At 64.4% G+C, this 25,640-nt stretch carries 15 protein-coding genes and 2 pseudogenes; 7 read left to right on the top strand and 10 right to left on the bottom strand.

Annotated elements, in window-relative coordinates; translation table 11 throughout:
- The first annotated feature begins 393 nt into the window (after window positions 1-393).
- Entirely contained in the window at window positions 394-5,607 is a 5,214-nt protein-coding gene (locus FB466_RS00820) for a DUF6531 domain-containing protein (RefSeq protein WP_170205964.1), read from the top strand.
- Window positions 5,608-6,223: 616 nt separating this feature from the next.
- Window positions 6,224-7,356, top strand: a pseudogene (locus tag FB466_RS13970) (IS3 family transposase); the annotation flags it as partial.
- Here the strand turns inward: FB466_RS13970 and FB466_RS13840 are convergent.
- A complete protein-coding gene (locus FB466_RS13840; protein ID WP_170205962.1) occupies window positions 7,348-7,770 on the bottom strand; it encodes a transposase in 423 nt (140 codons plus the stop codon). The pseudogene FB466_RS13970 and the gene FB466_RS13840 sit on opposite strands and share 9 nt — an antisense overlap.
- A 106-nt stretch (window positions 7,771-7,876) precedes the next feature.
- Here FB466_RS13840 and FB466_RS00795 point away from each other — a divergent pair, with 106 nt between their 5' ends.
- Window positions 7,877-8,386 (top strand): hypothetical protein, encoded by a 510-nt coding sequence (locus tag FB466_RS00795; RefSeq protein WP_141915076.1) that lies wholly within the window; start codon window positions 7,877-7,879, stop codon window positions 8,384-8,386.
- A gap of 22 nt (window positions 8,387-8,408) precedes the next feature.
- Here the strand turns inward: FB466_RS00795 and FB466_RS00790 are convergent, their stop codons facing one another.
- The 7 genes from FB466_RS00790 to FB466_RS00760 form a co-directional block, all read right to left on the bottom strand.
- Window positions 8,409-9,683 carry a mannosyltransferase family protein gene (locus FB466_RS00790; RefSeq protein WP_246054480.1) on the bottom strand — a complete coding sequence of 425 codons (1,275 nt, stop codon included), beginning with the start codon at window positions 9,681-9,683 and terminating at the stop codon, window positions 8,409-8,411.
- Window positions 9,684-9,801: 118 nt separating this feature from the next.
- The gene (locus tag FB466_RS00785; protein ID WP_141915074.1) at window positions 9,802-11,232 is read right to left on the bottom strand and encodes a UDP-glucose dehydrogenase family protein; all 1,431 of its coding nucleotides are present in this window, start codon (window positions 11,230-11,232) and stop codon (window positions 9,802-9,804) included.
- A gap of 83 nt (window positions 11,233-11,315) precedes the next feature.
- Window positions 11,316-12,380 carry a right-handed parallel beta-helix repeat-containing protein gene (locus FB466_RS00780; protein WP_141915073.1) on the bottom strand — a complete coding sequence of 355 codons (1,065 nt, stop codon included), beginning with the start codon at window positions 12,378-12,380 and terminating at the stop codon, window positions 11,316-11,318.
- Entirely contained in the window at window positions 12,377-14,230 is a 1,854-nt protein-coding gene (locus FB466_RS00775; protein WP_141915071.1) for a right-handed parallel beta-helix repeat-containing protein, read from the bottom strand. Before FB466_RS00775 ends, FB466_RS00780 begins: the two co-directional genes overlap by 4 nt.
- A complete protein-coding gene (locus FB466_RS00770; protein ID WP_141915069.1) occupies window positions 14,227-15,528 on the bottom strand; it encodes a glycosyltransferase in 1,302 nt (433 codons plus the stop codon). The genes FB466_RS00775 and FB466_RS00770 overlap by 4 nt, the downstream gene beginning before the upstream one ends.
- Window positions 15,529-15,813: 285 nt before the next feature.
- Complete coding sequence (locus FB466_RS00765) at window positions 15,814-16,995, bottom strand: hypothetical protein (protein ID WP_141915068.1); 1,182 nt, start codon at window positions 16,993-16,995, stop codon at window positions 15,814-15,816.
- Between the two features lie 9 nt (window positions 16,996-17,004).
- Window positions 17,005-19,125, bottom strand: coding sequence for a RecQ family ATP-dependent DNA helicase (locus tag FB466_RS00760; RefSeq protein WP_141915066.1), 2,121 nt, complete (start codon window positions 19,123-19,125; stop codon window positions 17,005-17,007).
- Window positions 19,126-19,235: 110 nt separating this feature from the next.
- On the opposite strand from FB466_RS00760, the pseudogene FB466_RS13675 reads away from it, so the two are divergent.
- Window positions 19,236-19,589: pseudogene (locus FB466_RS13675) on the top strand (VanZ family protein); the annotation flags it as partial.
- 22 nt (window positions 19,590-19,611) lie between these two features.
- Here FB466_RS13675 and FB466_RS00750 read toward each other — a convergent pair.
- Together FB466_RS00750 and FB466_RS00745 are read right to left on the bottom strand one after the other, a co-directional pair.
- Entirely contained in the window at window positions 19,612-20,697 is a 1,086-nt protein-coding gene (locus FB466_RS00750) for an acyltransferase family protein (protein ID WP_141915063.1), read from the bottom strand.
- Window positions 20,698-20,747: 50 nt separating this feature from the next.
- Entirely contained in the window at window positions 20,748-21,854 is a 1,107-nt protein-coding gene (locus tag FB466_RS00745; RefSeq protein ID WP_246054479.1) for an aminotransferase class V-fold PLP-dependent enzyme, read from the bottom strand.
- Between the two features lie 239 nt (window positions 21,855-22,093).
- On the opposite strand from FB466_RS00745, the gene FB466_RS00740 reads away from it, so the two are divergent.
- The 3 genes from FB466_RS00740 to FB466_RS00730 all read left to right on the top strand — a co-directional run bounded on the left by FB466_RS00740 (window position 22,094) and on the right by FB466_RS00730 (window position 25,637).
- Entirely contained in the window at window positions 22,094-23,107 is a 1,014-nt protein-coding gene (locus FB466_RS00740; protein WP_170205961.1) for a LysR family transcriptional regulator, read from the top strand.
- Window positions 23,104-24,414 carry an MFS transporter gene (locus FB466_RS00735; protein ID WP_141915060.1) on the top strand — a complete coding sequence of 437 codons (1,311 nt, stop codon included), beginning with the start codon at window positions 23,104-23,106 and terminating at the stop codon, window positions 24,412-24,414. Before FB466_RS00740 ends, FB466_RS00735 begins: the two co-directional genes overlap by 4 nt.
- 74 nt (window positions 24,415-24,488) lie before the next feature.
- Window positions 24,489-25,637 (top strand): acyltransferase family protein, encoded by a 1,149-nt coding sequence (locus tag FB466_RS00730; protein ID WP_141915058.1) that lies wholly within the window; start codon window positions 24,489-24,491, stop codon window positions 25,635-25,637.
- Window positions 25,638-25,640: the final 3 nt, after the last annotated feature.

Below are 25,640 nucleotides of genomic sequence, written 5' to 3'. Positions count from 1 at the left end.
CTTTCGGTGTGCTCACAGTGACTAGGTTCCTCTGAGTTTCTTCCAGGTTTCTTAGACGGTGGGGTGCAGGGAATGAACTGCATGCTCTGAGAGATGAAAACACAACCCAACGTTTAGTGGGGATCAAAAACCATAAACAAAATATTTGTTTTGTGGATTTTAGATGAGTCTCATAGTATGAAAAATCTCGGCATTAGGTCACCCCCCGTGAGAAAGCGAGAATTCAATATGGCGAAGATCGGTGGAAACGACCCCACTCAGTATTCTTATAGCGCGGCCGACAGTCTAAAACTGATCGCAGAAAACGCAGCTAGGGCAGTTGAGAACCAGTTGGGTTCGCGGTCTTCTTATGTGCAAACCGCTCAGCGGGAATTCCGGGGATTTTTCGCACAGGTGTTTACGGAGAATTCCTCCGTTGCCTCACAGAGTGCCGCTGCACTTGTGGACGCGTTGCGGACGGTAGCTGGGTTTGTTGCCGAATTGAGGAATGCCGCGAAGGAAGAAGACCAGCGACGCGCGGAGGCGCGGGCGTGGGAAGAGCGCCAGCGGCGTCGAGAGGAAGACTTTTGGGCCGGTGCCGCGCACGAGGTGGCCTCGTGGTTTGGGGCTGAGGACGATCCCCAACCACCACAACCCCAACCTGAACCGCAGTGTCAGGCGGATGAGGTTACAGTGAGAAGACGCGGAAACCCTGGTACGAGCGGCGCGGGTGGTGGCACCTCATCGGCAGCACCGGCGGACCTTCGCTCGTTTCAGTCCGGGATGTACGCGCTGAATACCCATATTTCTGGTTATCTTGCTTCGCTGCGGACGGCCCTGAGCGACTATGAGTCGTTCTGTAACGGTAAGTGGGGTACCCTGAGTGCCCAGTCGCTGGTGACGGCGTTTCAAGCGTGGCTCGATGAGAACCTGAGTGATGTTGAGTGGGCTGGATCGGTTGCTGCTGCCTTTGAAGCCGCAGGTAATGGCGTGGTTTCGATCTCGGACGCGTCCATTTCTGCCATGTTGGCGGCAGCGGGTGTCGATGTATATCGGGATGACTTCACGATCGGCCCCTTCTCTGCGATTGGTACCCCGCCAACGAATGGCTTCTCCGACGATCCGGTGAACACAGCGACGGGTAACTTTTTAGAACCAGAAACGGATCTCCCCTTCCCAGGTGCGGCCGAATCTATGGGGTTTACTCGCATGTATAACTCCCTTGATCCGCATATCGGGGTCTTCGGTGCTGGCTGGGCGTCGATTCTCGGCATTCGTCTTGATCTCAACGATGAGGGTGCCACATTTGTGATGGATGATGGTCGCCAGATTACTTTTCCGCGGTTAGGAAACGCCTGGGATCGCGGTGTCGGCGAGAACTACTGGATCACGGAAGAACCCGCATCCCGGCTGCCCGTTCGCAGTGCTGTGCCCGACCACGTGCTGGTGGTGCGGAACAACACGGGTAGCTGGTGGGCATTTACGCTGGTGGGCACGTGGCTTGGTAGGGGGAACGGCCCCGGGACTTCCGTCACTGTTGTTCGTGATGATACCGGCCAGATTATCCGCCTTACACATGAGCGCGGCAGGTTTATAGAGGTCGAGTACGTGGGTGAACGGGTCGCCTATGTCACCGCCTCGGACGGGCGCAGGACGGAGTACCTCTATGATGATGCGAGGCGGCTTGTTGGCGTGCAAGATAGGGTCGGTACGCGCCGCTACCGCTGGAATGATGCGAGTCTGATTGATCGGGTGGTTTCTGCTGCTGGGGTGGTGGAATGCGAGAACGGTTACGACGCACAGGGGCGGGTCATCGAGCAACTGACCCCGTATGGGAGACGTGTGCGGTTCGCCTACCTTCGTGGGCGGGTTACCTCGGTATCTGACCTGGACGGCTCGAATGCGAACACCTGGATTGCGGATCAAAAGGGGCGTGTGGTCGGGATTATTGATGCGGAGGCTAACCGTCAGTCGATGGCCTACGACGCACACGGCAACCTGGTGTCGGTGACCGAGCGTGATGGGCAGGTCACGGTCCATGCGTACGACGTTCGTGGGCGAAAGATTCGCACGGTTACGCCGGAGGGGGCCGATTTTACCTACGCATACGACGACTTTGATCGTGTGACGAGTGTCGTGACGGCATCCGGAGGTCTGGTCGCCTACGAGTATGCGAACGAGCAGGATCGAGGGCCGTGCGTCATCGTTGACCCCGAGGGTGGGAAGAGTCTGCTGGAGTGGCAAAACGGTAATCTGATGCGGGTAACCGACCCGGTTGGGGTCACTATCGCGTGTGAATATGATGCGTGTGGCGATCTAGTGGGCGTGACCAACGCTGCGGGAGATAGGGCGCGTCTGGTATGGGATGGGGCGGGGCGCGTGACCGAAGCGGTTTCTCCTGGTGGCAACCGTACTCGTTATCGCTACGATGACGCGGGGCTACTGGTAACTCGTGAGGATCCGGACGGTGCTGTGTGGGGGTTCGAACACGGTGTCGGTGGAAAAGTCGTCGCGACGGTTGACCCGTTGGGTGCACGCACTGAGATGGAGTATGGCCCACATGGCGAGATGGCGCGGATAGTTGACCCGTTGGGGCGCGTGACCCTCCGCGGTTGTGACGAGTTGGGGAATATCGCATCACTTACGTTACCGGACGGTGCGGAGTGGAGGTTCACCCATGATGCGCTCTCCCGGCTACGGAAGATCATCGACCCGGCCGGTGGTGTCTGGGCATGTGATTACGATGCGACGGGGCAGCCTACAGCAACGACCGACCCGACGGGTGTGTGCCGTGAGGTTTCACACTCACGCGCGGAAAGGACGCTCACGATACATGAGGCGTTTGACCAGTGCAGAATCCGCTCCGACGAGTATGGGCGTCCGATCCGCGTGGAGCAGGGGGATGCGGTCGCTGAACTGGTCACCTATGACGGCTGTGGTCGCCCGGTCGAGTTCCTGGATGCCGAGGGTGGCCTCACAAGGGTCGAGCGTGATCTCGCGGGCCGCGTCGTGCAGGTTACGTCGCCCGCGGGCCGCGTGACGCGTTACGAATACGACTCGTGTGGTCGCCCGGTCGGCACAACCGATGCGACCGGTGCACGTACTACGCTCGCATATGACGCGGACTCTCGGGTTATTGAGCGCACCTCACCAACCGGTGAGGTGACTCGGATCGATTATGACCGGATGGGCCGTGTACTTCGGGAGCGCATTCCCGGGGTCGGCGTCACCCGATACTCGTATGACAGTGCCGGACGGCTCACCGGTGCGCAGGATTCCCGCTACGGGCGGCGCAGGTTCACCTACGATGCAGCCGGGCAGCTGACTGAAGCTATGAACGGTGTCGGTGGTGTGACGCGCTATGAGTACGATGATCGCGGCCGTGTGGTGCGCATCACAGACCCCGTGGGCGGGGTCACTACACGAAACTATAACGAATGTAACCGGGTAGGTTCACAATCGGACCCGCTTGGCCGGGTCACGACCAGCACCTACGATGCCGCGGGCAGGCGGATCTCCCAGTCCACTCCTCACGGGCGGACGATGGAGTGGGTGTACGATGCTGCCGGTCGTGAGGCTGGTGTCCGGATGGATGGCAGGTGGGTGTCCCAGACTGTGCGGGATGCCCGTGCCCGAACAACGAGCATCACCGATCACACCAGGCCCGCAGCTGCTCCAGTTGTGCATACGCTCCAGTTCGACCGTTTGGGACGGCTTGTTCAGCGCACCACAGACTGTGGCGATGATCCTCAGCAGACGCGGTGGGAGTACGACGCGGATGGTACCCGTGTTGCGCTCATTACCCCGATGGGAGCCCGGGTTACATACACGTACGATCTGGTTGGCCGACTGGTTGGTATCACGCATCCTGGTCTGGGCAAGGCATACTTCGACTACGACCCGTCGGGCCGGACGAGCGAGGTCCGGTCGGGCGAACTGTTGCAGTCGTGGGAGTACCAGAACGGATACCCCGTTCGTCACGCTCGTACCGATGCGCACGGTGCGCGTGTGACCAGTACTGTCCGTGACGACGAGGGCCGGATCACGGAGATTAACCGCCCGGACGGTACCACCGTTTACCGTTATGACGATGCGTGTCAGCTTCTCTCGGCAACGTCGGGTGGCATCGAATCGGCGTGGATGTACGATCAGTCGGGCCGCCTCACCGCGGAAACCGTGCGTGGGTGTGAACGTTTTTTCCGGTATGACGAGGCAGGGCAGCTTCTCTCGGTCAGAGAGTCTGGCGGCGTGAGTACGGACTACGCCTACGATGGGCAGGGTCATCGTGTGCGTGCCACAATCGGTGACTGTGCTGCCGAGTACGAGTGGGATGACCGCGGCTGGCTGGCTGGTGTCAGGCAACATGATGTTGACACGGTGCGGGAAACTCGACTGTGGGTGAACGCCCTCGGCGAACTCGCTGATATTGATGGAACAGCTCTGACCTGGGACGCCGCAGCCGTTGTGCCGTCGCTGCTCAGTCTCGGTGGGACGGCCGTGTTCCAAGGACCGGCAGGGCTCACCGGTAGCGGGAGCGAGTGGCGGGTATCGGGGTGGCGTGCGGGGCGTGCTACGGATGTTGAGGATCCGTGGCAGGTTCTCGACGCTCTCACCGGCCCTGACTCCGGCGATCGCGATGCGTTTCCTGCGGGCATCTCGTTTGGTGCGGATGGTGGGCTGCGCGTTGCGGGACTCGACTGGATGGGTGCCCGGGTGTACGACCCGGCAACGCGCGGATTCCTCTCTGTTGATCCCCTTGCCCCGGTCACGGGCGCAGCCTGGTCTGGGAACCCCTATTCTTATGCGGGAAATGACCCCCTTCACGCGATTGATCCGCACGGGCTGGCTCCAATCACGGATGCCGAGCTCAGGGGATACGCCGATAGTCTCCAGGGCCCGCTCGCGCAGGCTGCGGGAGCGGCCGGACACTGGCTCTCCGAAAACTGGGAGTACATCGTGGGTGGGCTCGCGATTGTGGCCGGCGTGGCACTCATGTTTACCGGCGTCGGCGGCCCCGTTGGCATGATGCTGATTGGAGCGGCCAGCGGGGCACTCGTTTCGGGAGGTGTTTCGGTGGTGACTCAGAAGGCGACCACCGGCACGGTCGATTGGGGTGAGGCGGGTAAAAGCGCCCTCATCGGTGCTGCGGGTGGTGCGGTTGGTGGTGGCGTTGCGGGTAGTTTGGCCCGGGGCGCACGGGTGCTTGCACCACAGGTGTTGTTGGCTGATGATGCTAGTACGTTGGTTCAGGTCAGCTATGCTGCGATGAGAAACACCGCGGTGCGCACAGCGATTGCAAATGGAAGCGGAAACGCGGCCAGTAACACCCTGAACTACGGTGTAAACGCAACCGATCACACTCCGCTGGGCTATCTACAGAGTCTCGGCACTGGATTTGCGACCGGTGCTGGTGGGTCGTATCTGACCAATAGGTTTGGAGGAAGTATTAATAACCGGCTGGGGGAAGAACTGTTGAACCGCCTCGGCGGAATGACGCAGAACGTCGTCAACGAAAACATCCGCGCGGGCGGGGACACAGCGGTAGAAAACCTGGTGTCGGTCGGGTTGCTCGGCTTTGTCACAGGCGGCACCGGTCCTGTGACCGGTGTTCACTCGGCGGGATATTAAAGTGGAGGAAAGTCTGCCCTCAACATCGACGGGAGGTCGTCATGGTAGGCCTCCGGCGCGGTGGAGTTGGTGGCTGAAATGGAGGCGGCCGAAAGATTGGATCCTGAATATCGGAGGAATCATCCTCATAGTCCCGGGCCTTTTAGTGCTCATGATTCCCCTTTTTAATTCGTTGGATGAGCAATGGATTAGATGTGAAGTGGTTTCTGCTGCTCCACACGTTTCATCCGGTGGGGTGGGAGGGTCTGTCTCGCGTTTGACTGTCACGGTAGAAACTCGCGATTGTCGCGAAATTAGTATCAGTTGGGGTGTGACACGCGAGAATATGCAGCGGATCGCAGATTCGTTCGAGCCGGGTGCGACGTATGAGTTTAAGATGAAGTGGGTGTCAATCCAAGCGGCTCGTGGTTTCCCGTTTGTCGAGCCCAGCGCGGAAAAATTTCGGATGTATGATTCGGCGGAATAACTCTGGCTCAATTGCCTCGGCGATGGATGTGCGACCGGTGCTGGTGGGTCGTATCTGACCAATAGGTTTGGAGGAAGTGATGTGCCCTGGCTTTAACGGAGTCGACCTGTTGGAATCTTGGTAGCAGCTCCACCAAGAAGGAGGCTGGCTATGAGTCGTTACCTTGAACCATTCAAACGCAAAGTCCTAGACCTACTTGCTGACGGCACGCCCGTAAAGCATGTCGCAGAGGATCTCGGCATCAGTCAGCAGACCATCGACAACTGGCGCGAACAGAGCCTCGTTGACCGGGGCGAGCTCTCGGGCATGACCAGCACCGAGAGCGCTGAACGTGCTAGCGCAAGGCGCCGTATCCGCGAGCGTGAAGAGGAAGTGCGAATCCTGGTTCGAGCGCGGGAACTCGTGAAAGAGGCGCCCCGCCTAAAAGGGTCTACGCGGCCATCACGGTGATGGACGCGGAACGTCTCCCTGTGCAGAAGGCGTGCCGGCTGCTCGGTGTGTCTGAATCTGGTTACTACGCTTGGAAGACTCGTGCCCCGTCGAAACGTCAGATCCGGCATGCGTGGCTCCTCGATCAGATTCGGGCCGTCCACGAGGGGACACGGGGCGTGTATGGTGCTCGCAGAGTGTGGGCCGAACTCACGATGGGGTTAGGTCTGCAGGTGGGGCGGTCCCAGGTGGAACTGGTGATGTCACGCGCGGGATGACGTGGCATTCCAGGACCTCGCAGCGCCCGGAGACCGCGACAGGAGTCCCCTCTCCCCGGGGATCTTGTGCGGCGTGAATTTCATCGAGAACATCCAAACATGTTGTGGGTCACCGACGTCACGTGAGCATCGCACGAGAGAAGGAAAGATTTACTGTGCGGTCGTGTTGGATACGTTCAGCCGCAAAGTGGTCGGTTGGGCGATTGATAGCGCCCCGAATGCTGGGCTGGTGACGAACGCATTACAGATGGCGATCAAGACGCGACGCCTGGGCCCGGGACGGTGATTCATTCGGATCACGGCACGGTCTTCAGAAGCTGGGTATTCACGGAGCGCGCAAAGAGTGCAGGGCTGATGCCATCGATGGGGGCAATCGGCTCGTGTTACGACAACAGCATGATCGAATCGTTCTGGGGGCGCATGTAAACAGAACTCCTGAACCGGAAGTCGTGGCGGACCAGGCTCGAACGTGCGAATGCGATTTTCGAGTATCTCGAGGTGTTCCACAACCGAAAGCGCCGCCATTCTAAGCTCGGGATGCGCACACCCCGTGGCACCCTAACGACCTTACAGTCGTGGCTGGTCGAGCTCTTTCGCGAAAAATATGCTCGCTGCTTTGAGCACTTCGTTCGCTTTCTTCAGCTCCGCATTCTCACGCCGCAGCCGCCGGTTTTCTGCGGCAACATCGCTCGTGATGCCAGGCTTGCTGCCGATATCAATCTGGGTGTGGCGATACCAAATACGGAGCGTATCGGGCGAGACACCCAACAGCCCGCCGACGTGTTTACTTGCGGCGTGCAGGCTCGTCTGCTCGGGGAGTGCTTCGGTGAGCATGCGCAGGGCACGCTCCCGGAATTCTCGATCGTATTTTCTTGGCCATGGTGTTCCTATCCTTGTACAAAAACCGGAACAACACCCAGAGCACAGAACTGTAAGGTCGTTAGGGTGCCACGGGGTGTGCCGCCCGTGAATATGCAGCGGATCGCCCACTCGTGTGAGCCCGGTGCGTCATCTGAGTTTAAAATGGGGTGGCTCTCGCAACATGCCGCGACGAGTTTCTCTTTCTTCACACCCACGGCGGAGGCCTGCAGAGCGTATGACCCAGCAGAATAACTCGGACCCGGTGGGTGACTCCCACCCGCTCGAGACCGAAGCGGCAGAACACTCCTCTCCGCCGCCCCGAGGCCGTCACGCTCAGCCTGCTGCGAATCAGCGGTGGCGGCGGACCCGCACCGGGATTTCCGCTCTCGGGGTCACTCTCCTGTTGGTGGCCTGTGCTCTTAGTGTTCTGGTTCCCCTTCTTAACGGGGTGGGTAAAGACTGGGTGCGCTGCGACGTCGTTTCGGCGAGTCCCGGGTATTCGTCGGTGAGCTACTGGCGACCGTCTTCCTCCGTTCCAACGGTGAGGGTCACAACGAAAAACTGTCGGACTATTACCGTGACACGCGGGGTGACGAGTGAGAATATGCAGCGGATAGCCGATTCTTTTGAGTCCGGTACACCATACGAGTTCAAAATGGGCTGGCTCTCGCAGCAGGCTGCGCACGGGCTCACCTTCTTCACCTCAACGGCGGTATCTTTCCGGCCCTACCTCCCGGCGGAGTAATGCCGCCACCCCGGCATCCGCCCTACGGGTACCCCACGAACCAGAGCAGCACAATCGCTACCGGCTGGAGCGCAATCCCCACGCACAGCAGCGTGACCCGCCGCGCCCGGGTGGCCGAGAGGGCCGGGTCGCCGAGCAGCGGGGCCATCGGTAGGACCATCCGAAACAGGCTCTGCTGCGGCAGGAAGACCGCCACGAGGTACAGCGCGTAGCTTCCCGAAAATGTGAGCAGTTCGTGCCCGAGCGGCCGGATGCGCCGCCGCAGCAGCCACGCGGCGAACCCGGCCGCGACGGCCAGCACCAGCACAGCACCCCACCAGCCCAGGTACCGGGTGGACATCACAAACCAGGGCGTGAGTGGGGCGAAGTGTTGCCGACCCACAAACCCGGTCCACCAGGCGAGTTCGGTCTCCAGGTAGGCGTCCGGATACCCGGTGACGGCATCCGCGATGAGGGGCCAGCTGAGGCCCGCCGCGGCGATCAGTAATCCCGCGGCGACCAGGGAGAGTCGGTCTCGCAGACTGAAGGGCTGCGTCGTTGCCGGGGCCCATCGCCCCCACCAGCGCCGGGGGGTTCCCGAGCGCCACAGTCGCACCAGGAAGTGGATGCCCAGCATGAGGGCGAGGGCGAGAATCCCGGGCCGGGTGAACGCGGCCAGCACGCCGAATGGGATGACGAGCAGGTAGCGTCGTGCGAGCACCGCCCAGAGTGCACCGAAGAGCAGTGCCAGGTACAGGCTCTCGGCGTAGGCGGTTTGGAGGATGAACGACAGCGGCCCGAAGCAGAAGAAGACGACCGCCCAGAACGACGGGACGTGACCGACCCGCAGGCGGAGCATCCGGTACAGCAGGAGGGCCGCAACGCCGCCGCAGACGAGCGCGATGAGCGGGGCGACCACGTTAAAACCGAGACCCGTGACCGCCATGAGGCCGCGGCTGAGCATCGGGAAGAGGGGAAGAAAAGCCCACGCGTTGGGTTCGACCTCGCCGGAGGTGTTGAGCGGCAGCTCGGCGGGGTATCCCGCGGTGGCGATGGTGCGGTAGTAGGAGGCATCCCAGGAGCTGAGGAAGGCGAAAAAGTCGGCAGCGATCCGCGGGCTGGCAAACGCCCACTGCTGGGCGGTGGCTGTGGCAAACATCGCACCCAGCAGTGCGGTGGAGAGCAGGCGCGAGGCGACGTAGACGGCCAGCACCCGGGCCCAGGCGGGCTGGGCGGCGAGCCAGGCTCGCGGCCCGCGACGGGCTGTGGTGGCCGGGGTGGTTTTGCGCGTCTCCGTGTACGCCGTGGGGGTCGTCATCGTGTGGGTGCTATCCGTGGGTTGTGGGTTTCCCACAGTGTAGCCCGCGCGGGGGTGTGCGCCCCGCCGGGGTGAGGGTCCCGGCGGGGCGCACGTTCTGTGTGGTTACCCCGGCTAGCTAGTCGCGCGCATCCGAGAGGAGCTCCACCGTGCGCGACTCGACGGGGCGGCCGAGGGCGCGGTACTCCCAGCCGCGCGCCCGGTACTCGTCCGCGTTGAGGGCATGGCGACCGTCCACGATGCGGCGGTGGGCCACCAGGCGGCCCAGGTCGTCGGGGCGGGCCTCCCGGAACTCAGCCCACTCGGTGAGCAGCGCGACGACCTCGGCCCCGCGCACGGCCTCGGGGAGCGAGGGGGCAAACGAGAGTTCGGGATACGCTCGCCGGGCGTTGGGCATGGCCTCCGGGTCGTAGATGGTCACGATGGCCCCCTCGGCGCTGAGCATCCGTGCCACATCGAGGGCCGGTGCATCACGGATGTCGTCCGAGTTTGGCTTGAACGCGGCCCCCAGGGCGGCCACGGGGACGCCCTCCAGGGATCCACCAACCATCTCGCGGATGACGTCCACCGTACGCGTGCGTCGCCGCTGGTTGATACCGTCCACCTCGCGCAGGAACGTTACGGCCTGGCCAACCCCGAGTTCCTCCGCGCGGTGGATGAACGCCCGGATATCTTTGGGTAGGCAACCGCCGCCAAATCCCAGGCCCGGCTTGAGGAAACGCGAGCCAATGCGGCTGTCGTAGGCGAGCGCCGAGGCGAGGATGTTGACGTCGGCCCCCGTCGCCTCGCACACCTCCGCCATCGCGTTGATGTAGGAGATCTTGGTGGCGAGGAAGGAGTTGGCTGCCACCTTGACGAGTTCAGCGGTTGCCAGGTCGGCGATGACGAGGGGTGTACCCGCGTCGAGGATCGGTCGGAAGGCCGCGCGCAGCTGGGCCTCAGCCCACTCCGATTGCACCCCGAAGACGAGGCGGTCGGGGTGCAGGGTGTCCTCCACCGCGTAGCCCTCGCGCAGAAACTCGGGGTTCCAGGCGAGCTCGACGCGCTCACCCACCGGCGAGGAGGCTCGCACGAGTTCGGTCAGCCGCGCCGCGGTTCCGATAGGAACGGTTGATTTGCCCACGATCAGGGCCCGGCGCGTGATCGCCGAACTGAGCGTGGCGAACGCCCGGTCCACGTAGGTGAGGTCGGCCGCGTTGGAGTCGTGGGCCTGCGGGGTGCCCACGCAGATGAAGTGCACATCGCCCCACTCGGCGGCCTCGGTGAAGTCGGTCGTGAAGCGCAGGCGGCCCGTGTCGAGGGCCTCGCGCAGTTTTTCGGGCAGGCCCGGCTCATAGAATGGCACGCGGCCCGACGCGAGCAGGGCGATCTTCGCAGCGTCAACATCCACGCCGAGCACCTCGTAGCCGAGGACGGCCATGCTGACGGCGTGGGTGGCTCCCAGGTAGCCGGTGCCGATGACGGTCAGGCGTGGGTGCTCGGCGATGGGTGGAATGGTGCCGACGAGGGTGGTGGGGCGGTGGTCGGGGGTGAGGTTGAGAGTTGTCATGGGATGCTCCTAAAAATCAACGGGGAGGGTCACCGAGGGGTAACCTGCGGGTTGTGTGAGGTTCGGGGAACGAGGTGCGGGCGTTAGCCGACGCAGCCCACGTTGGACAGCCCTCTGGCTGCCCCGGATTCGACGTTGTTACAGTGCACGACGTTGGCCAGCACGGGGGTTGTTTTGATCGCAAATCCCGGGCCGTTGACGTGTGCGGTGTTGGTGCTGAAGGAATTGCCGTTTCCCCAGCCGTCCAGGATCTCGTGAGTTTGGAAGCCGTCCTCGGGTGAGTTGACACCGGTGTTGTCGGTCACGGTCCAGTCGTTTCCTTTCACATCCACCCACGAGTCGGCGGCGGTGATGGCCGTGCCGTCGAAGGAGTTGCCGCTCAGGCTGCCACCCGTTGTGCCCTCCTTAATATCGACGCTTTCGGCTGTGGTATCCGAGATGGTGTTGTTCGCCACGGTGTTGTTGTCGCTGCGGTCCGGGTTGCAGTTTGTGATCCGACACCAGTTGCTCTCGGCCGTGCCCACGTAGATGCCCTCACCAAACTTGGGTTTCACTTTTCCGGTGTGGCTCACGGTGTTGCCGCTGACGGTGTTTGAAACGCTGTTGTTTCGCAGGTGGATACCCTCGTTACCGATATCGGTGACCGTGAGCCCGGTGAGGCTGGCGTGGGCCGTGGCATCCAGCATCACGCCCTTCTGGCCGTTCCGCACCGTGAAACCGCTGAGGTTCCAGTAGTCAGCCCCGTCGAGGTGCAGCACGTAGCCGTCGGTGATGTCACCACCGTCGAGGACGCTGTCGGCGCTGCCGCACAGCCACACCGGGTTGGCCGCGGTGCCCGCATCGCTCGCCTCAAACGTGCCGGAGTAGACCCCCGGCCGCAACCGGATGACGCTTCCCGGCTCGGCCGCGGACAGCGCCCGGGTGAGCTCGCGGGCCGTCCCCACCGTGACCGTTGCCGCGGGGCAGTCACCCGCAGCGGCAGCCGGGGCGGGGGTGGCTTCCTCGGTCGGGGTCGTGTCGGCGGGGGCGGTGGACGCCCGGGTCGTGGGTTCACCCCGCGGCCCGGACGCTACGCTCCACAGGATGGCAGCGATGGTCAGGACTCCGACCGCGGCCGCCGCGAGCCAGTACACCTGCGCGCGCGTCATCCGCGGACTCCGGCCGGCCCGTTATCGGGCTCGCCGTAGCGCACCGTTGAGTGTGCGGTCGCGGGCACCGGGCTGGCTACCAGACCCACCGCCTCGGGGGAGACCATCCCCTCCGTGAACTGGCTGAGCGGGCGCATCTCCTCGTACGGGTTGTGGATGCCCTGGGTGCGTCGCCGGGCCCCGCGCGTCGCCGTCAGGACGAGCAGTGTCGCGAGGATAACCCACAGCACCGTGAGGGGCTGGAAGATTTCCCGGATAATGATGGGCAGGCTCCGTGCGCGTGACCAGTCCGCCACCGCGTTGGTTCCCAGGGTGGTACCCGTGCCGCGTTCCAGGTCAATCGCGGTGGGGCCCTCCCCGGCCAGGGTATTGTCTTTTACGACCGACCCGTTGTTGGTCCCCACGAGTGTGACCCCGTGGTTGGTGGCCTCCGTGACGGTGTTGCCCGTCACCTGACCGGTTGAGTCGCGCAGGTAGATGCCGGTGTCGGCCCCGGTTACAGTGTTACCGGTGACGGAGGCATCCTGCACGGCATCAACGACCGTGATGCCGTGCTCGTCACTGTTGGTCACGGTGTTGTGGCTGACGACCACGTCGGAGGCAGCCCCCGACAGGGCGATACCCGTCTCGTTGTTGCGCACGGTGTTGCGCGTCACCTGCACGTTTTCGCCCCCGACCACGCGCACGCCGTAGCGTTCGTTGGTGCTCGTGGTGCTTGTGGAGAGGACGTTATTGCCGTAGTCGTCCACGGCGGCCCCGGTGGCGCTTGGCCCGTCGGCCAGGGGGGTGCCGTCAAACGCGAAGCCGTCGCGACCGTTGTGTTCTGAGGTGACACCCGTCACGTGGATGCCCGTCGAGGCCCGGGTCACGCTCAGGCCGTCCACGGCGTTGTTGCTCGTGATTGTGGATCGTACGCTGCTGCTGGTGACCTCACGATGGAAGACGATCCCATCGACGAGACTATTCACGATCAGACTGTTGATGATGCTCACTCCCGTCGCGCCGTTGACGAAGATGCCGAAGGCGTTTCCGTCGATGATGACGTGGTCGAGGCGGCCGGTGGCGGGGGCACCGGATGCCGCAGAGGTATCAGCATCCGCGGGTGTGGACACCTCCGATGCCCCGGTGATAGCTAGACCGCCCGTATTGCCGCTCCAGAAGCCCAGGTGGTCGAGGTGCGTCTGGCTGAGCACGGCGGTGCCGCCGAGAGTGCGGATGTAGGCCCGCCCGTCGTCGGTGAGGGTGTCGGGGGTCTGGGCCGCGGCATCCCAGCCGGTGATGGTGAGCGGATGCTCGGCCGTTCCCGCGCCCCGGAGGGTACCGCCCAACCCCAGGATCGACACGTAGCCGTCGGGGGAGCTCGCCAGGTGGAGCTCGTGATCGTTGGGCATACTGAGGTCGAGCGTGGCACCCGCCACCACAACGACGCTCTTCGAGAGCAGGTAGGAGCCGTCGGGTTGCCGACTGAGGGTGTCGGGGATATCCACGAGGTCCTGATAGGTGTAGGGGGCCGTTGCCGGCACCAGCACCACCGTGGGCAGCGCGTTCGCGGGGGTGACGGTGAACGGCGCGCTCAGCCCGGAGCCGGGCCACTGTGCGGCTGAGGCGGCACCCCGCAGGGTGTCGATTCGGGCCTCTTCGCGGGTGACGAGCACCGATTCGCGGTCCGGGTCTCCCGGGTAGGCGCGGCCAGTTGAACCGGTGTCAGTGGTGGGTTCGGCGCCGGTGTCCGACGTTGTATCGGCCCAGGCGGCGGTCGTGTCGAGGGTGCCGAGGCCGGGAAGAATCGCGGTGGACAGCAGACCCCCGGCGGTCACTACCGCCGCGAGGCGCGAGGTGTGGCGCATCATGATGCCTCCAATGCGGGTTCGAATGTGGGCTCCAGGGTGTGTGCGGCCTGGCCGTCGCCGCCGATGGTGTCGGCGTGGCGGGTGAGCCAGCCCTGCTTATTCATGGTGACAAATGCGTACGCCTTGATGGGGAGGGCCACGAAGATCACCGCAAACGCCATGACGGGCAGGATGAGGATGTCCCACGGGTGCCGCTTGAGATCCGAGAATCCCCGGATAGCCCGGCCGAGGAGCAGCCAACCCAGTGCGAGGCCGAGGCCAACCGGGGCCAGACTGGCCCGGCTGAACATGAGGTACCAGATGGTGAAACCCATCGTGAGCGGGGTGATGAGGATCTGCAACACCGTGATCTTGGTCACAAACGGCACCTGCCACACCCATCCTTTCGCGATGGCCGTGAGGTAGCAGCGGTAGGAGTTGCGGCTCCAGCGCACGCGCTGCTTCACAAATGCGGAGAACGCGGAGGGGAACATGGACAGCGCCCGGGCGGAGGACTGGTGCACCGTCTTGTATCCCGAGGCGAGAACCAGCCAGGTGAGCCTGCCATCATCACCCGAGATGCAGCGGCGCCCCAGGAAGAACTCGTTTTCCAGGTTGTCGAGCACGGGGAGCACGGCGTCGCGTCGGTAGGCGGCGGTGCGCCCCGAGAGGCAGGGCACCGCTCCGGCCCGGCCCATGGCGGGCACGTAGTTGTAGTAGCGCAGGGTAACCATCCAGTCGGCAACTTTTCGCCACAGGCTGGAGTGACGCTGGTACACGTTTTGCTGGGTACTCACGCCGCCGACGGCCGGGTCAGCAAATGGCATCTGCACGTTCTCCAGTAGGCCGGGTAGCCACGAGGTGTCGGAGTCCACGAGGATCAGTAATTCGCCCTGGGCGAGCCGGATACCGGCCCCGAGCGCCGATCGTTTACCCGCGTGGTGGAAGAGGATGGGTCGTACCCTCGGGTCGCCCAGCCGGTCAATGCGGGCGTAGGCCTCGGTGTCGGCCACGTCGAGCACGATGATGATTTCATCGGGGCCCTGCTCCCGCCAGGTGTCGAGGCAGCGCATCAGGATGTCGGGGTCTTCGTGGTAGGACGGCACGACCACGGAGCTGGTGGCGCGGAAATCCGAGACGATGGGTTTCGCGAGGCCCGAGAGGATGACGCGGTAGAGCCAGAGCGCCCAGACGATCGTGCCGGCGATGGCGAGAGGAAGGTAGACGGTCCAGCCGTCAAAGAAGTTGTGCGGGAAAATGGCGTTCACCGAGCCGGGAATGATCCTGGGGGCTGTGTGAAGGAACGTCAAAATAGTCATGAGAATAGAACTTTCTCTATGCGTATTTTCTGCTCAGATGAGGTGGCCGCCCCGGAGGGGGGAGCGAGAAGCAGCTGTGAGAGTCCGGCAGTTGGTTGAAACCCGGAAACTGCCTCTTTGCGTTGACTGGGAGCCACGTTAGGTGCCGTTAACGGATACCGCAACCCTTCGTGGAATATCCGGTACGCGTTATTAATGCGCGTGAAACATAGAGTTTCAAACGTTTTTTCATCCCTGGCGTGTAGTCCGCCCTGGGGCCGGGTAGATGTGGCGCGTGCGGGGGGCTCAGCCCTCGGCGAATTCGCTGCCCCGGATCGCTGTCGTGTCCTGGCTGAGGGCGGCGACGGCCTGGATCGTGTCGCGCTCGACCCGGTTGAGCGCGACCCGTTCGAGCGGTGGTAGCTGAGCGGGTCGGGGCTGCCCCAGCACCGTCTCGGTGTCGGCTGAGCTGATCGCGTTAAGTTCTAGGAAACGCAGGCTGGCGAAGTCGGCGAGTGCGGAGAGGTGACCGAGTCGGCTCGGTGCACCGTGCACCGTGAGCTGCGTGATGCCGGGGAATCGGCGCGCGATCACGGCGAGGTCAACGGTGTCGTCCGTTCCGGCGGTGCCGTGGTGGGGGGTGCCGTCTGCCGCGGCATGTATGGTGACACCGCCGAGAGAATCCGGCCCGATGCAGCCCACGATGCTGCGCGGCCCGGCGAGAGTGAGCCAGGTGCCGTCACCGTGGATGCGCAGGCCCGGTTGTACCCGGCCCGTGAGCACCAGGACGGTCTGATGCTCGCCGAGGAAGATATCCGTGACCCCGGTCGCGTCAAGTGTGAGTGTAAAGATTCGCGTGTCGCGCATATCCACCCGGGTGAGGCTGTGGTTGTGGAGGGTCACCTGGCGGATAAACGGGCGCTCACGTAAGTATTGCGGCAGGCCGAGGGCGGGGGTGTTGGCGGCGAGTGCCGTGAGCCCGGGCAGTCGGTCTAGTTCGGCCAGATCGCTGAGTGCGCCCACCTGCTCGGCAGTCATCCGCTCGGTGCTGATCGGGAGGGCGGTCCCGGCGAGGGTGAGCACGGCAGCCGGGTCGTCATCCATGCGGGAGACGGAGAAGCTGCGTTTCTGCTCCCGGGTGACGTTCATCCAGTCGCTGCGTTCCCAGACGTCCCAGCCGAGCACCGCGGGCGGTGGTGGCACGGTGATAACCGGCTCGGCGTGGCCGAGGGGTATCCAGGATTCGGGAAGGGGGAATGGAGCCCACCAGTGGGTCGGTGATTCCCACGCGCTCGCGACGAGTGGCGGCTGCATATGGATCGTATCGAGGGTGCCTGTGGCGGGCAGCTCTGGGTCTTGCCAGTCCAGGAGGGCGAGCGCCACACGCCCCGCATTGTCACCCGTTCCGCTGGCCGTGATCTGGAGTGCCAGGTACACACCCAGGCGGGGGCTGAGTGTGGCGTAGACGTTTCCGACGGGGGGAGTCATCTTCCCTTCCTACCGCACCGCGAGGACAAATGGCAACACCGTGGCGACCCCGGCCGCGTGTAGGACCCGCCCGGCGACCGTGAGGGTCCAACGGCTGTCTGCCTGATCATCCACGAGGAGCACCGGCTGACCGGCGTACGCGTCGAGGGCGTCGGCGAGTGCGGAGCCCACGGTGAATCTGTTCCATACTCCCGCGAGGCGGTAGGCGCTGTTGCCGCCGGGTGCGCCGCTGGGTCCGCCTCCCGCGTGGTCGAGCGTGCCCAGGTAGGGGAGTCGTCCCGCGCTCGCGAGGCCTCGGGCCACCGAGTCGATCAGTTGCGGCCGACTGCGGGAGGGTACGCTCACCACCGCGGCCGGGCGCTCCGCCCACCCCCAGTCGGCGAGTGCGCGCACGCAACCGCCGAGGAGTGCTTGGCTGGCGGGGGCATCTGGTTGCCCGGGGGCGAAAAGCTCGCGTAGGGTGCCACCCCAGCCCAGGTCGGTGAGGCGGGCGAGGGCGCGCCCGGGGGCGAGACGCTGGGCGGGTGGGATGTTGCCGCGCACCTCAACCCCGAGTCGTGCGGCTCCGGTGGGCCATTGCGCACGCGGTTCGAGGAGGACTCCCACCCGGTCGAGTGCGGTGGTTGCCTCGGTGTGGGCAGCGGCGAGGAGATCGGTGGGATACCAGGGGCCGGAGCAGTTATCGCAGCGGCCACAGGGCGCGGCGGTGTCGTCGTCGAGGGCGCGCTGGAGGAATTCCATGCGGCAGTCCGCAGTGGATTCGTAGGCCAGCATGGCGTTCTGCTCGATGCGGCGTTCGGCGGCGATGCGGGTGTAGCGTTCCTCGTCGTACTCCCAGGGCTCACCGGTGGCGAGCCAGCCGCCCCGCACCCGGGTGACCGCGCCATCCACGTCGAGTACCTTGAGTAACAGCTCGAGCGGGGTGCGGCGCAGATTGACCCGTGACTCTAGTGCGGGGGTGGAGAGCGGGCCGTCACTCGCCCGCAGCGTATCGAGCACCGCGCGCGCGTTGTCGGCGCTCGGCATGGATGCGGTGGCGAAGTATCGCCAGATGGCCTCATCCTCGGGCCCGGGTAGCAGGAGCACCTCGGCGTTGTCGGTCGCGCGTCCGGCGCGGCCCACCTGCTGGTAGTAAGCCACGGGGGAGGAGGGTGCGCCCAGATGCACCACAAAGCCCAGGTCGGGTTTGTCGAAACCCATCCCGAGTGCGCTCGTGGCGACGAGAGCCTTGACCTCGTTGCGGGTGAGCATCTCTTCTGAGCGCTCGCGTTCCTCCGTGTCGGTCTGGCCCGTGTAGGAGCGCACGGCGTGGCCGGCGTCGCGCAGGAGCCGGGCGGTATCGTCGGCGGCGGAGACCGTGAGCGTATAGATGATGCCGCTGCCGGGTAGGTCGTTCAGATGGCTGAGGAGCCAGGCGAGGCGGGTTCGGGTATCCGGTAGCGGGAGCACACCCAGGCGCAGCGAGGCCCTGGCGAGGGGGCCACGCACCGTGACGACCTCGACCGGATGCCCGTGGACGTTCATCCCCACTTGCTCGGCGACATCGGTGACCACGCGGCTATTGGCGGTTGCGGTGGTCGCGAGCACGGGGACGCCCTCGGGCATCTGCGCGATCAGATCGCGCAGTCGCCGGTAGTCGGGGCGGAAATCGTGGCCCCAGTCGGAGATGCAGTGGGCCTCGTCAACCACGAGCATCCCGGCCCGGGAGAGCAGGGCGGGCAGGTGCTCATCGCGGAAGGCGGGGTTGTTCAGCCGCTCGGGGGAGACGAGGAGCACATCGACCTCGTCTGCGGCGATTGCTCGCAGCACGTCATCCCACTCGTGGACGTTGGCCGAGTTTATGGCGACCGCACGTACTCCGGCCCGGGCGGCGGCGGCGACCTGGTCGCGCATGAGGGCAAGCAGTGGCGAGACGAGGATAGTGGGGCCTGCACCCCGCTGACGCAGCAGCAGGGTGGCCACAAAGTACACGGCTGATTTTCCCCACCCGGTGCGCTGTACCACGAGCGCCCGGCGTCGGTCGTCCACGAGTGTCTCGATGGCCTCCAACTGGCCGACATGAAACTCGGCGTCCTCCCGACCCACGAGGGTGCGCAGGATATGACGAGCGTGTGCGGCGGTTGGGGTCATAGGGACAGTGTGCCAGAGGGGTCTGACCTGGCCGCGCGCGGCCCGCCGGGGGGCGACGCGCCGCCAACCGCACCGTTCGGGGCTTGCCCAGTGAGAGGTGAAAGACTGAGATGATGTTCCGTCAGCACCCGCGCCTCACCGTCTTCACCGTGGTGTACTTGGCGATCGTGGCGTGGATGACCCTCGGGCCGCAGCCGCTTGACGACCACGGCGACGCCTTCATGCGTATGGTGGCATGGCGCATTAGTCTGTGGGAGCCCCTGAACTGGTTCGATTTTCCCCACCTGGAATTTATTTCCAACATCCTGATGTTCGTCCCGGGCGGGATGTTCCTCATCTTGCTGCTGGGCCGCCGCTACTGGTGGTTTGCTGTCCAGGTGTGTGTCCTGGCCACGGTGGGAATCGAAACCGTCCAGATGTTCCTGCCCCAGCGCGTCCCGGATCTGCGAGATGTCATTGCCAACACGATTGGCGGGATGATCGGGGTCACCGTGGCGATGATCGTGACGTATCCGGCGGCTCGGGTGCGAAAAGCCAGCGTGGTTTCGGCTCCACAAACGGCCGACACAGTCGTCGAACCGGTGCGCTCGACAGCACTACGGTCAGAATAATCGACAGCAGCAGCATCCCCGTCAGCCAGAGGTCGGGGAATCCGGTGTGCCGCATCACGCCGCTCTCACGTAGTGGGTAGAGCACAAAGCTGTGCAGTAGGTAGACGTACATGGTGAACTGCCCGTAGCGCGTCATCCGGTTGGGCGTGCGGGGCACCAGAACAAGGAACGCCACGCTCAATACCGCGGCGAGCGCGATCACGCCCAGGCGGATGCCGCCAGCCCACCACTCCTGACTGCCGAGTCCCACGTAGGAGTCGTCGTAGAAGAACCAGAAGCGCAGTTCTACGCTGCGCCACGTGTCGAGGAACGTGAGTACCACGACAATCCAGCCGAGGAGCAGCGTTATCGCCGCGCCGCGCACGGCTGTGGAGCCGCGTCGTAGCGCCAGCCACCGCTCCGCGAGGCCCCACCGGCGTAGTTGCCAGCCGAACACAAAAAAGGGCAGGATGCCGAGCGCACGCGACAGCGCAAACGTGTTATCGACGTTGCCGAAGTAGCCCACCCCGACCGAGATCACGACCGCCCAGGCCAGCGGCCAGCGCAGCAGGACGAGGTAGGGCATAACCAGGCGGAATACGCCGAGTGCGAGCAGGAACCACAGCGTCCAGGAGGGTCGGGTGGGGTTGATGTGAGTCTTGTCTTCGGCCATGAATTGCACGAGGCTCCAGATGGACTCCATGATGATGTAGGGCAGCACAATGTCGGTCAGGACCCGCGTCATCTGCCGGGTGGTAGGTGCGCCCGAGCGGGCGAAGTATCCGCTCACGATGGCAAACGCGGGCATGTGGAAGGCGTAGACGACGAGGTAGGTGGTGAGTGCGGCATCCGACTCGTGGATCAGCCGCTGGATGCTGTGCCCGAGCACCACGAGGATGATGCAGGCTACACGGGCGTTGTCCCAGTAGGGCACGCGGGAGTGCGGGAGTACGGTGGTCGCGGGGGACAGCTCGGAGCGCACGGGAGTCCTTCCGCTGGTGGGCGTGATGCGTGAGGGGTGCCTGCAATACCCTAGCGGAGGGTGCCCGAGCGGGCCGCATCACCCGCAGCCTCCCCGTGCACGGCGGCCAGTATGGCCGCCACATCTTCCCGCGTGTTCCACAGGTGAAACGCGACCCGTACGCGACCTGCCCGGCCGGATGCCGTGAGGCCCGCCGCAGTGAGCGCCGCCAGTCGCGTCGCGTCGGCGTCGGGCCAGGTGACGATTGCGCTGTGCGCCTCCGCGATGCCGAGTCCGCGGCACAGCTCATCACCCAGCCCCGCACAGTGCTCGCGTACCGCTGCCAGGTCGAGCCGGTTAAAGAAGGTCAGCGCTTCCCGGGCACCCACCCAGGCCGACCAGGCTGGCGAGACGTCAAAACGCCCGGCGGTCTTCGCGAGCGGCATATGGGTGGCGTAGCAACTCGACCACACATCGTCGGCGGAGTACCAGCCCGCGGCGATGGGTACAAGAGATTCGATCAGGGCCGGGCTGAGCGTGAGGAAAGCAGCGCCCCGCGGTGAGCACAGCCACTTGTAGGTGTGGCACACGGTTGCGTCAAAATCTCCGGCGTTGACGGGCAGCCAGCCGGCCGCCTGGGTGAGGTCGCACAGCGTGAGTGCTGCGTGACGGGCCGCAGCCTCGCGCACGGCGTCACTGTTGGCCACCGCACCTGTCGCCGATTGGACGAGTGAGAACGCCACGAGGGTCGTGGCATCCGTGACCGCGTCGGCCAGGTCGTGAAGTTCTGCGAAGCGCACGGTTACGCCGCGGTGTGCCTGCTGCACGAAGGGATGCACCACCGAGCTAAAGTCGCCCGTGACGCACAGGATCTCGGCGTTGTCGGGCATCCCGGCCGCGATGATTGATACGAGTGAGGAGGTCTGCGATCCCGTTGCGACGGCCTCCGGGGCAACCCCGACGAGCGTGGCATACAGGGCTCTGCTGTCCTCGACGGCCTGACCGTAGGTTGCGGCACTGGCCGAGCCGGAGCACCAGGCGTCCAGGTCACGGTGAAGGGCCGCCGAGGTTTCGTGGGTGGGTACGCCCATGGTGCACGCTGAGAGGTATCCCGGGCGGCGGGGGAAGTGTGTTCCTGCCTCGGCCACGGTGAGGGAGCTTGTCACTGGTGTACTCACGAGGTCAGTCTAGAAGCGGACCACACATTAGTTAAGAGCATATTTCTTATGTCCACTCTCTTCTTCCCTTATGGATGAAGGGCCGCTCTCCCCGCACCTCGGGTGACTTTTCCTCACACATCGACGATTATTTCTCGGTATTGTGAGCTTTTCTCACCCGGAGTGGAGGGTGCCTGGCCGGGCTCCTCAGAATGTATTAGTAATTTGGATGTCTCGTCGCCAACCAATATCTTATGTTTATGTCTCTCACCCCCGCCCCTGCCGTCACCCCTCCCACGGCGGACAGCATTGACGGCCGGGTGATGCGCATCGTGCACGCCGTCAGCGTCACCGGCTCCATCACCGCAGCGGCCGAGCTGCTGCACCTCAGCCAGCCTGCCGTGAGCCAGCAGATTAAGAATGCCGAGACGCGCCTCGGTATTCCCCTTGTCGAGCGGGTGGGGCGGGGTGTGCGGCTGACCGAGGCTGGCGGTATCCTTGCCCGGCATGCCCGGGTGATTACGGCCGAGTTGGAGGGTGCCGTCGCCGAAATTTCCGACCTCGTGGGCCTGCGCAGCGGTCGCCTGCGTCTCGCGTCCTTCCCCTCCGCCTCGGCAGTCATCGTGCCTGAACTGCTCCAGAGCATCCGTCACAGCCACCCCGGTCTCACCACCCACTACCGTGAACTCGAACCGCCCCAGGCGATTGAGGCGGTTCGTAATGGAGAGTTGGATGCCGCCCTCACCTTCAGCTACCCGGGTGACGGCGTCGGCCTCGTCGGTGACACACTGCCGGGTCTGCGCATTGAGCACCTCTGGCGCGAGGAGGTGCGCGTGGCACTGCCCGCCGACCACCCCCTCGCCACGCGTGATCGCGTGCGGCTGAATGACCTGGCAGAGGACACCTGGATCGCCGGTTGCCTCCGTTGCCGGGGTCATCTGGTCGCTGCGGCCGAGTCGAGCGGATTTATCCCGAGGATTAGTCACGAGACCGATAACATGGTCGCCGTCATGGGCATGGTCGCTGCCTCGTTTGCCGTCGCCCTCGTCCCACAGCTCTCTGTTCTTGCCGCCAAGGCGTTTCCTTCGCGCGTGGTTCTCCTGCCGATTGAGGGCGACACGCACCGCGTGATCAGCCTCGTCAGTCCGTTGAGCGCCAGCGATGTACCCGCCATCACCGCTACCCGTGCGGCCTGCCGTGCCCTCGACCCCGCCGCGTGGTCGCTGACTCCCTTTGCGGCTCAGCCTTCCCTCGCCTCCGCGGTGTCACGGTGACCGCCGCGCGTATCCACCCCGTCGATCCTGCCGCGGTCGTCGCACTTCAGCGTCGCACTCTCGGAGTGCTCATTATCGGACAGGTTCTCGCGGGCCTGGGCATCGGTGCCTCCCTGTCGGTGGGTGCCCTTCTCGCCGCCGCCATCTCGGGTGATCCGGCGTGGTCCGGGATGGCCGCCACCATGACCACGTTTGGGGCTGCTGTCGTGGCGTTTCCGCTCGCGCGTCTTGCCTCCCGCCGCGGCCGCGGCGTCTCCCTTAGTATCGGAAGCCTGGTTGCCGCGGTCGGGGTTGTCCTCGTCGTGACCGCCGCTGTGTGGGGTCAGTTCTGGCTGTTGCTGGCGGGCTTGGCCTGCATGGGTTCGGCCTCCGCCGTGCAACTGCAATCACGGTTTGCCGCTGCCGACCTGGCCAGCCCCTCGACGAAGGGGCGTGACCTCTCGATTGTGGTGTGGTCCACGACCGTTGGGTCGGTTATCGGCCCCAATCTGCTCGTTCCCGGTGACCTGGTGGGGACAGCGCTCGGGATGCCTCCCCTCACCGGCACCTTCCTCCTCACTCTCGTCACCCAATTGACCGTCACCGTCCTCTACTCTCTGGCTCTGCGCCCCGACCCGCTGCTCACCGCGCACAGCCTCGCCACGCAGCGGCGGTTCGAGCCTGCTGACGGTGCCGGGGGTGTTGCGCCCGCTACCGAGCCCACCCTGGCCACCCGCATTAGCCGTCAGCGCGCTGCAATCGCCATGATTGCGCTCGCGCACGCCGTCATGGTTTCCGTGATGGCGATGACCCCCGTGCACCTGCGCGAGCACGGGGGCTCCCTCAGCCTGGTGGGCCTCACCATCAGCCTGCATATCGCCGGTATGTTCGTCTGCGCGCCCGTCTGGGGTCTGCTCAGCGATCGCTGGGGAGCTGCCCGGGTCATCTCCCTGGGGTGTGTGATCTTCGCCGCGGCTCTCCTCTGCACCGGGCTCAGCCCCGCAGACAGCCCCGTGGTGCAGGTGGGGCTCATCCTGCTGGGGCTGGGCTGGAGCGCTGTGACGGTTGCCGGGGCGGCCCTCCTGACCCAGAACGCGGTGACGGGTGAGGGTACCGCCCGGCAGGGAATCGCCGACACCGTCATGAACGGTAGCGGGGCGCTTGCCGCGGCCGGGGCGGGGCTTGTGCTCAGCCTTATCGGGTTTGCGGGCCTCTCGTGGGTGGCGTTCCTGATTGTGCTGGTGATCGCCCGCATCACGGTCTCTCTCCGCCGGATTGACCGACTCGACGGGGCTTCGGGGGCCCCGGTCGAGTCCTCGACTGCGTGACCCCCCAGGATCTCCCCAGAGAAGTGACTATGCTGTCACGTTGGGGATGACCATATGCCAGAGACGGAGGTGCAGTGTTTAGAGCGGCCAATGAGATATCTGCGGGGCGGTCCTCACGCGTTCAGATTGTGGACTACTACCGGTTTGCCGCCGCCGCCTGGGTGCTGCTCTTCCACTACTTCTTCAGCGGTATCGCTTCGGGTCGGGTGACGAGCCTCGACTATCTCTCGCCCGTTCCCGCCGCCATCCGCTACGGCTACCTGGGTGTTGATCTGTTTTTCCTGATCAGCGGGTTTGTGATCGTTCAGTCTGTATCGGGAAAGACGGCCAGGTCGTTTACGGTCGGACGGTTTGTGCGGCTTTACCCCGCCTTCTGGGTGGCCATGCTCATCACCGCTTCTATCGCCGCCTTCTGGGGCACGGGGGAACTCGCTGTCACGGGTCCGCAGGTGCTCGCCAACCTCACGATGGTGCCCACCTGGTGGGGCGAGAATCCGGTGGACGGAGTCTATTGGACGCTCCTTTTCGAGCTTAAGTTTTACGCGCTCGTGGGCCTCTTTGTCTTCTTCCGTAAGACCGCGTGGCTGGGCACCTTCATGCCCCTCTGGTCTATCGGGATGCTGCTGGTCACCCTTCGTGCGCCCGGCCATGCCCAGCAGATCGACTTTCTCGGCGGCTACTATTTTCTCTTCGCCGGTGGCGCAATCATTGCCAGTATCCGTCAGAGCGGGTGGAGCCCTCTGCGAATCGCGGGGCTCCTGGCCTCGTTTATGGGTGTTATTCCGCTCGAATTGACCAAGGCTTTTAATCAGGCTCGTGACACCGTTACCCCCATGCCCACCGTCGTTACGGTGGGCCTGATCGCCCTGATCTACGGGATGCTCCTGCTCACCCTGTCGAGGCGCGTCTCGTCGTGGACGCTCCCGGGCTCGGCGTTCGTTGGTGCACTCACCTACCCGATCTACCTGCTGCACGCCAGCATCGGGTATATGGTGCTGAATCACCTCGCCACCAACGAGAACCAGTGGCTGGTGTTCCCCTGCCTGATTCTCAGCATGGTGGTGCTGGCCTACGCTGTCCACCGGGTGATTGAGGTGGGGCTTAAGAGTCAGTGGTATCGCTTTTTTGATGCCACAGTGGGTCGTGCGGTGGGTGCTGTTGAGGGGTGGGCTGCTCGCGTGCGCCGCAGGGTCCGTGGCGGCAATCTGGTGCGCCGCGGCTAGGTG

The sequence above is a fragment of the Klugiella xanthotipulae genome (genome assembly GCF_006716695.1).
GTDB classification, from domain to species: Bacteria; Actinomycetota; Actinomycetes; order Actinomycetales; family Microbacteriaceae; genus Klugiella; species Klugiella xanthotipulae.
This window is presented reverse-complemented; position numbering and strand designations above follow the sequence as displayed.

Bases quoted from the DNA above. Each gene is read 5' to 3' on its own strand.
- FB466_RS00795 (WP_141915076.1), top strand. From the start codon at position 7,877: ATGACCCAGCAGAATAACTCGGACCCGGTGGGTGACTCCCACCCGCTC.
- FB466_RS00790 (WP_246054480.1), bottom strand. From the start codon at position 9,683: ATGACGACCCCCACGGCGTACACGGAGACGCGCAAAACCACCCCGGCC.
- FB466_RS00785 (WP_141915074.1), bottom strand. From the start codon at position 11,232: ATGACAACTCTCAACCTCACCCCCGACCACCGCCCCACCACCCTCGTC.
- FB466_RS00780 (WP_141915073.1), bottom strand. From the start codon at position 12,380: ATGACGCGCGCGCAGGTGTACTGGCTCGCGGCGGCCGCGGTCGGAGTC.
- FB466_RS00775 (WP_141915071.1), bottom strand. From the start codon at position 14,230: ATGATGCGCCACACCTCGCGCCTCGCGGCGGTAGTGACCGCCGGGGGT.
- FB466_RS00770 (WP_141915069.1), bottom strand. From the start codon at position 15,528: ATGACTATTTTGACGTTCCTTCACACAGCCCCCAGGATCATTCCCGGC.
- FB466_RS00765 (WP_141915068.1), bottom strand. From the start codon at position 16,995: ATGACTCCCCCCGTCGGAAACGTCTACGCCACACTCAGCCCCCGCCTG.
- FB466_RS00760 (WP_141915066.1), bottom strand. From the start codon at position 19,125: ATGACCCCAACCGCCGCACACGCTCGTCATATCCTGCGCACCCTCGTG.
- FB466_RS00740 (WP_170205961.1), top strand. From the start codon at position 22,094: ATGTCTCTCACCCCCGCCCCTGCCGTCACCCCTCCCACGGCGGACAGC.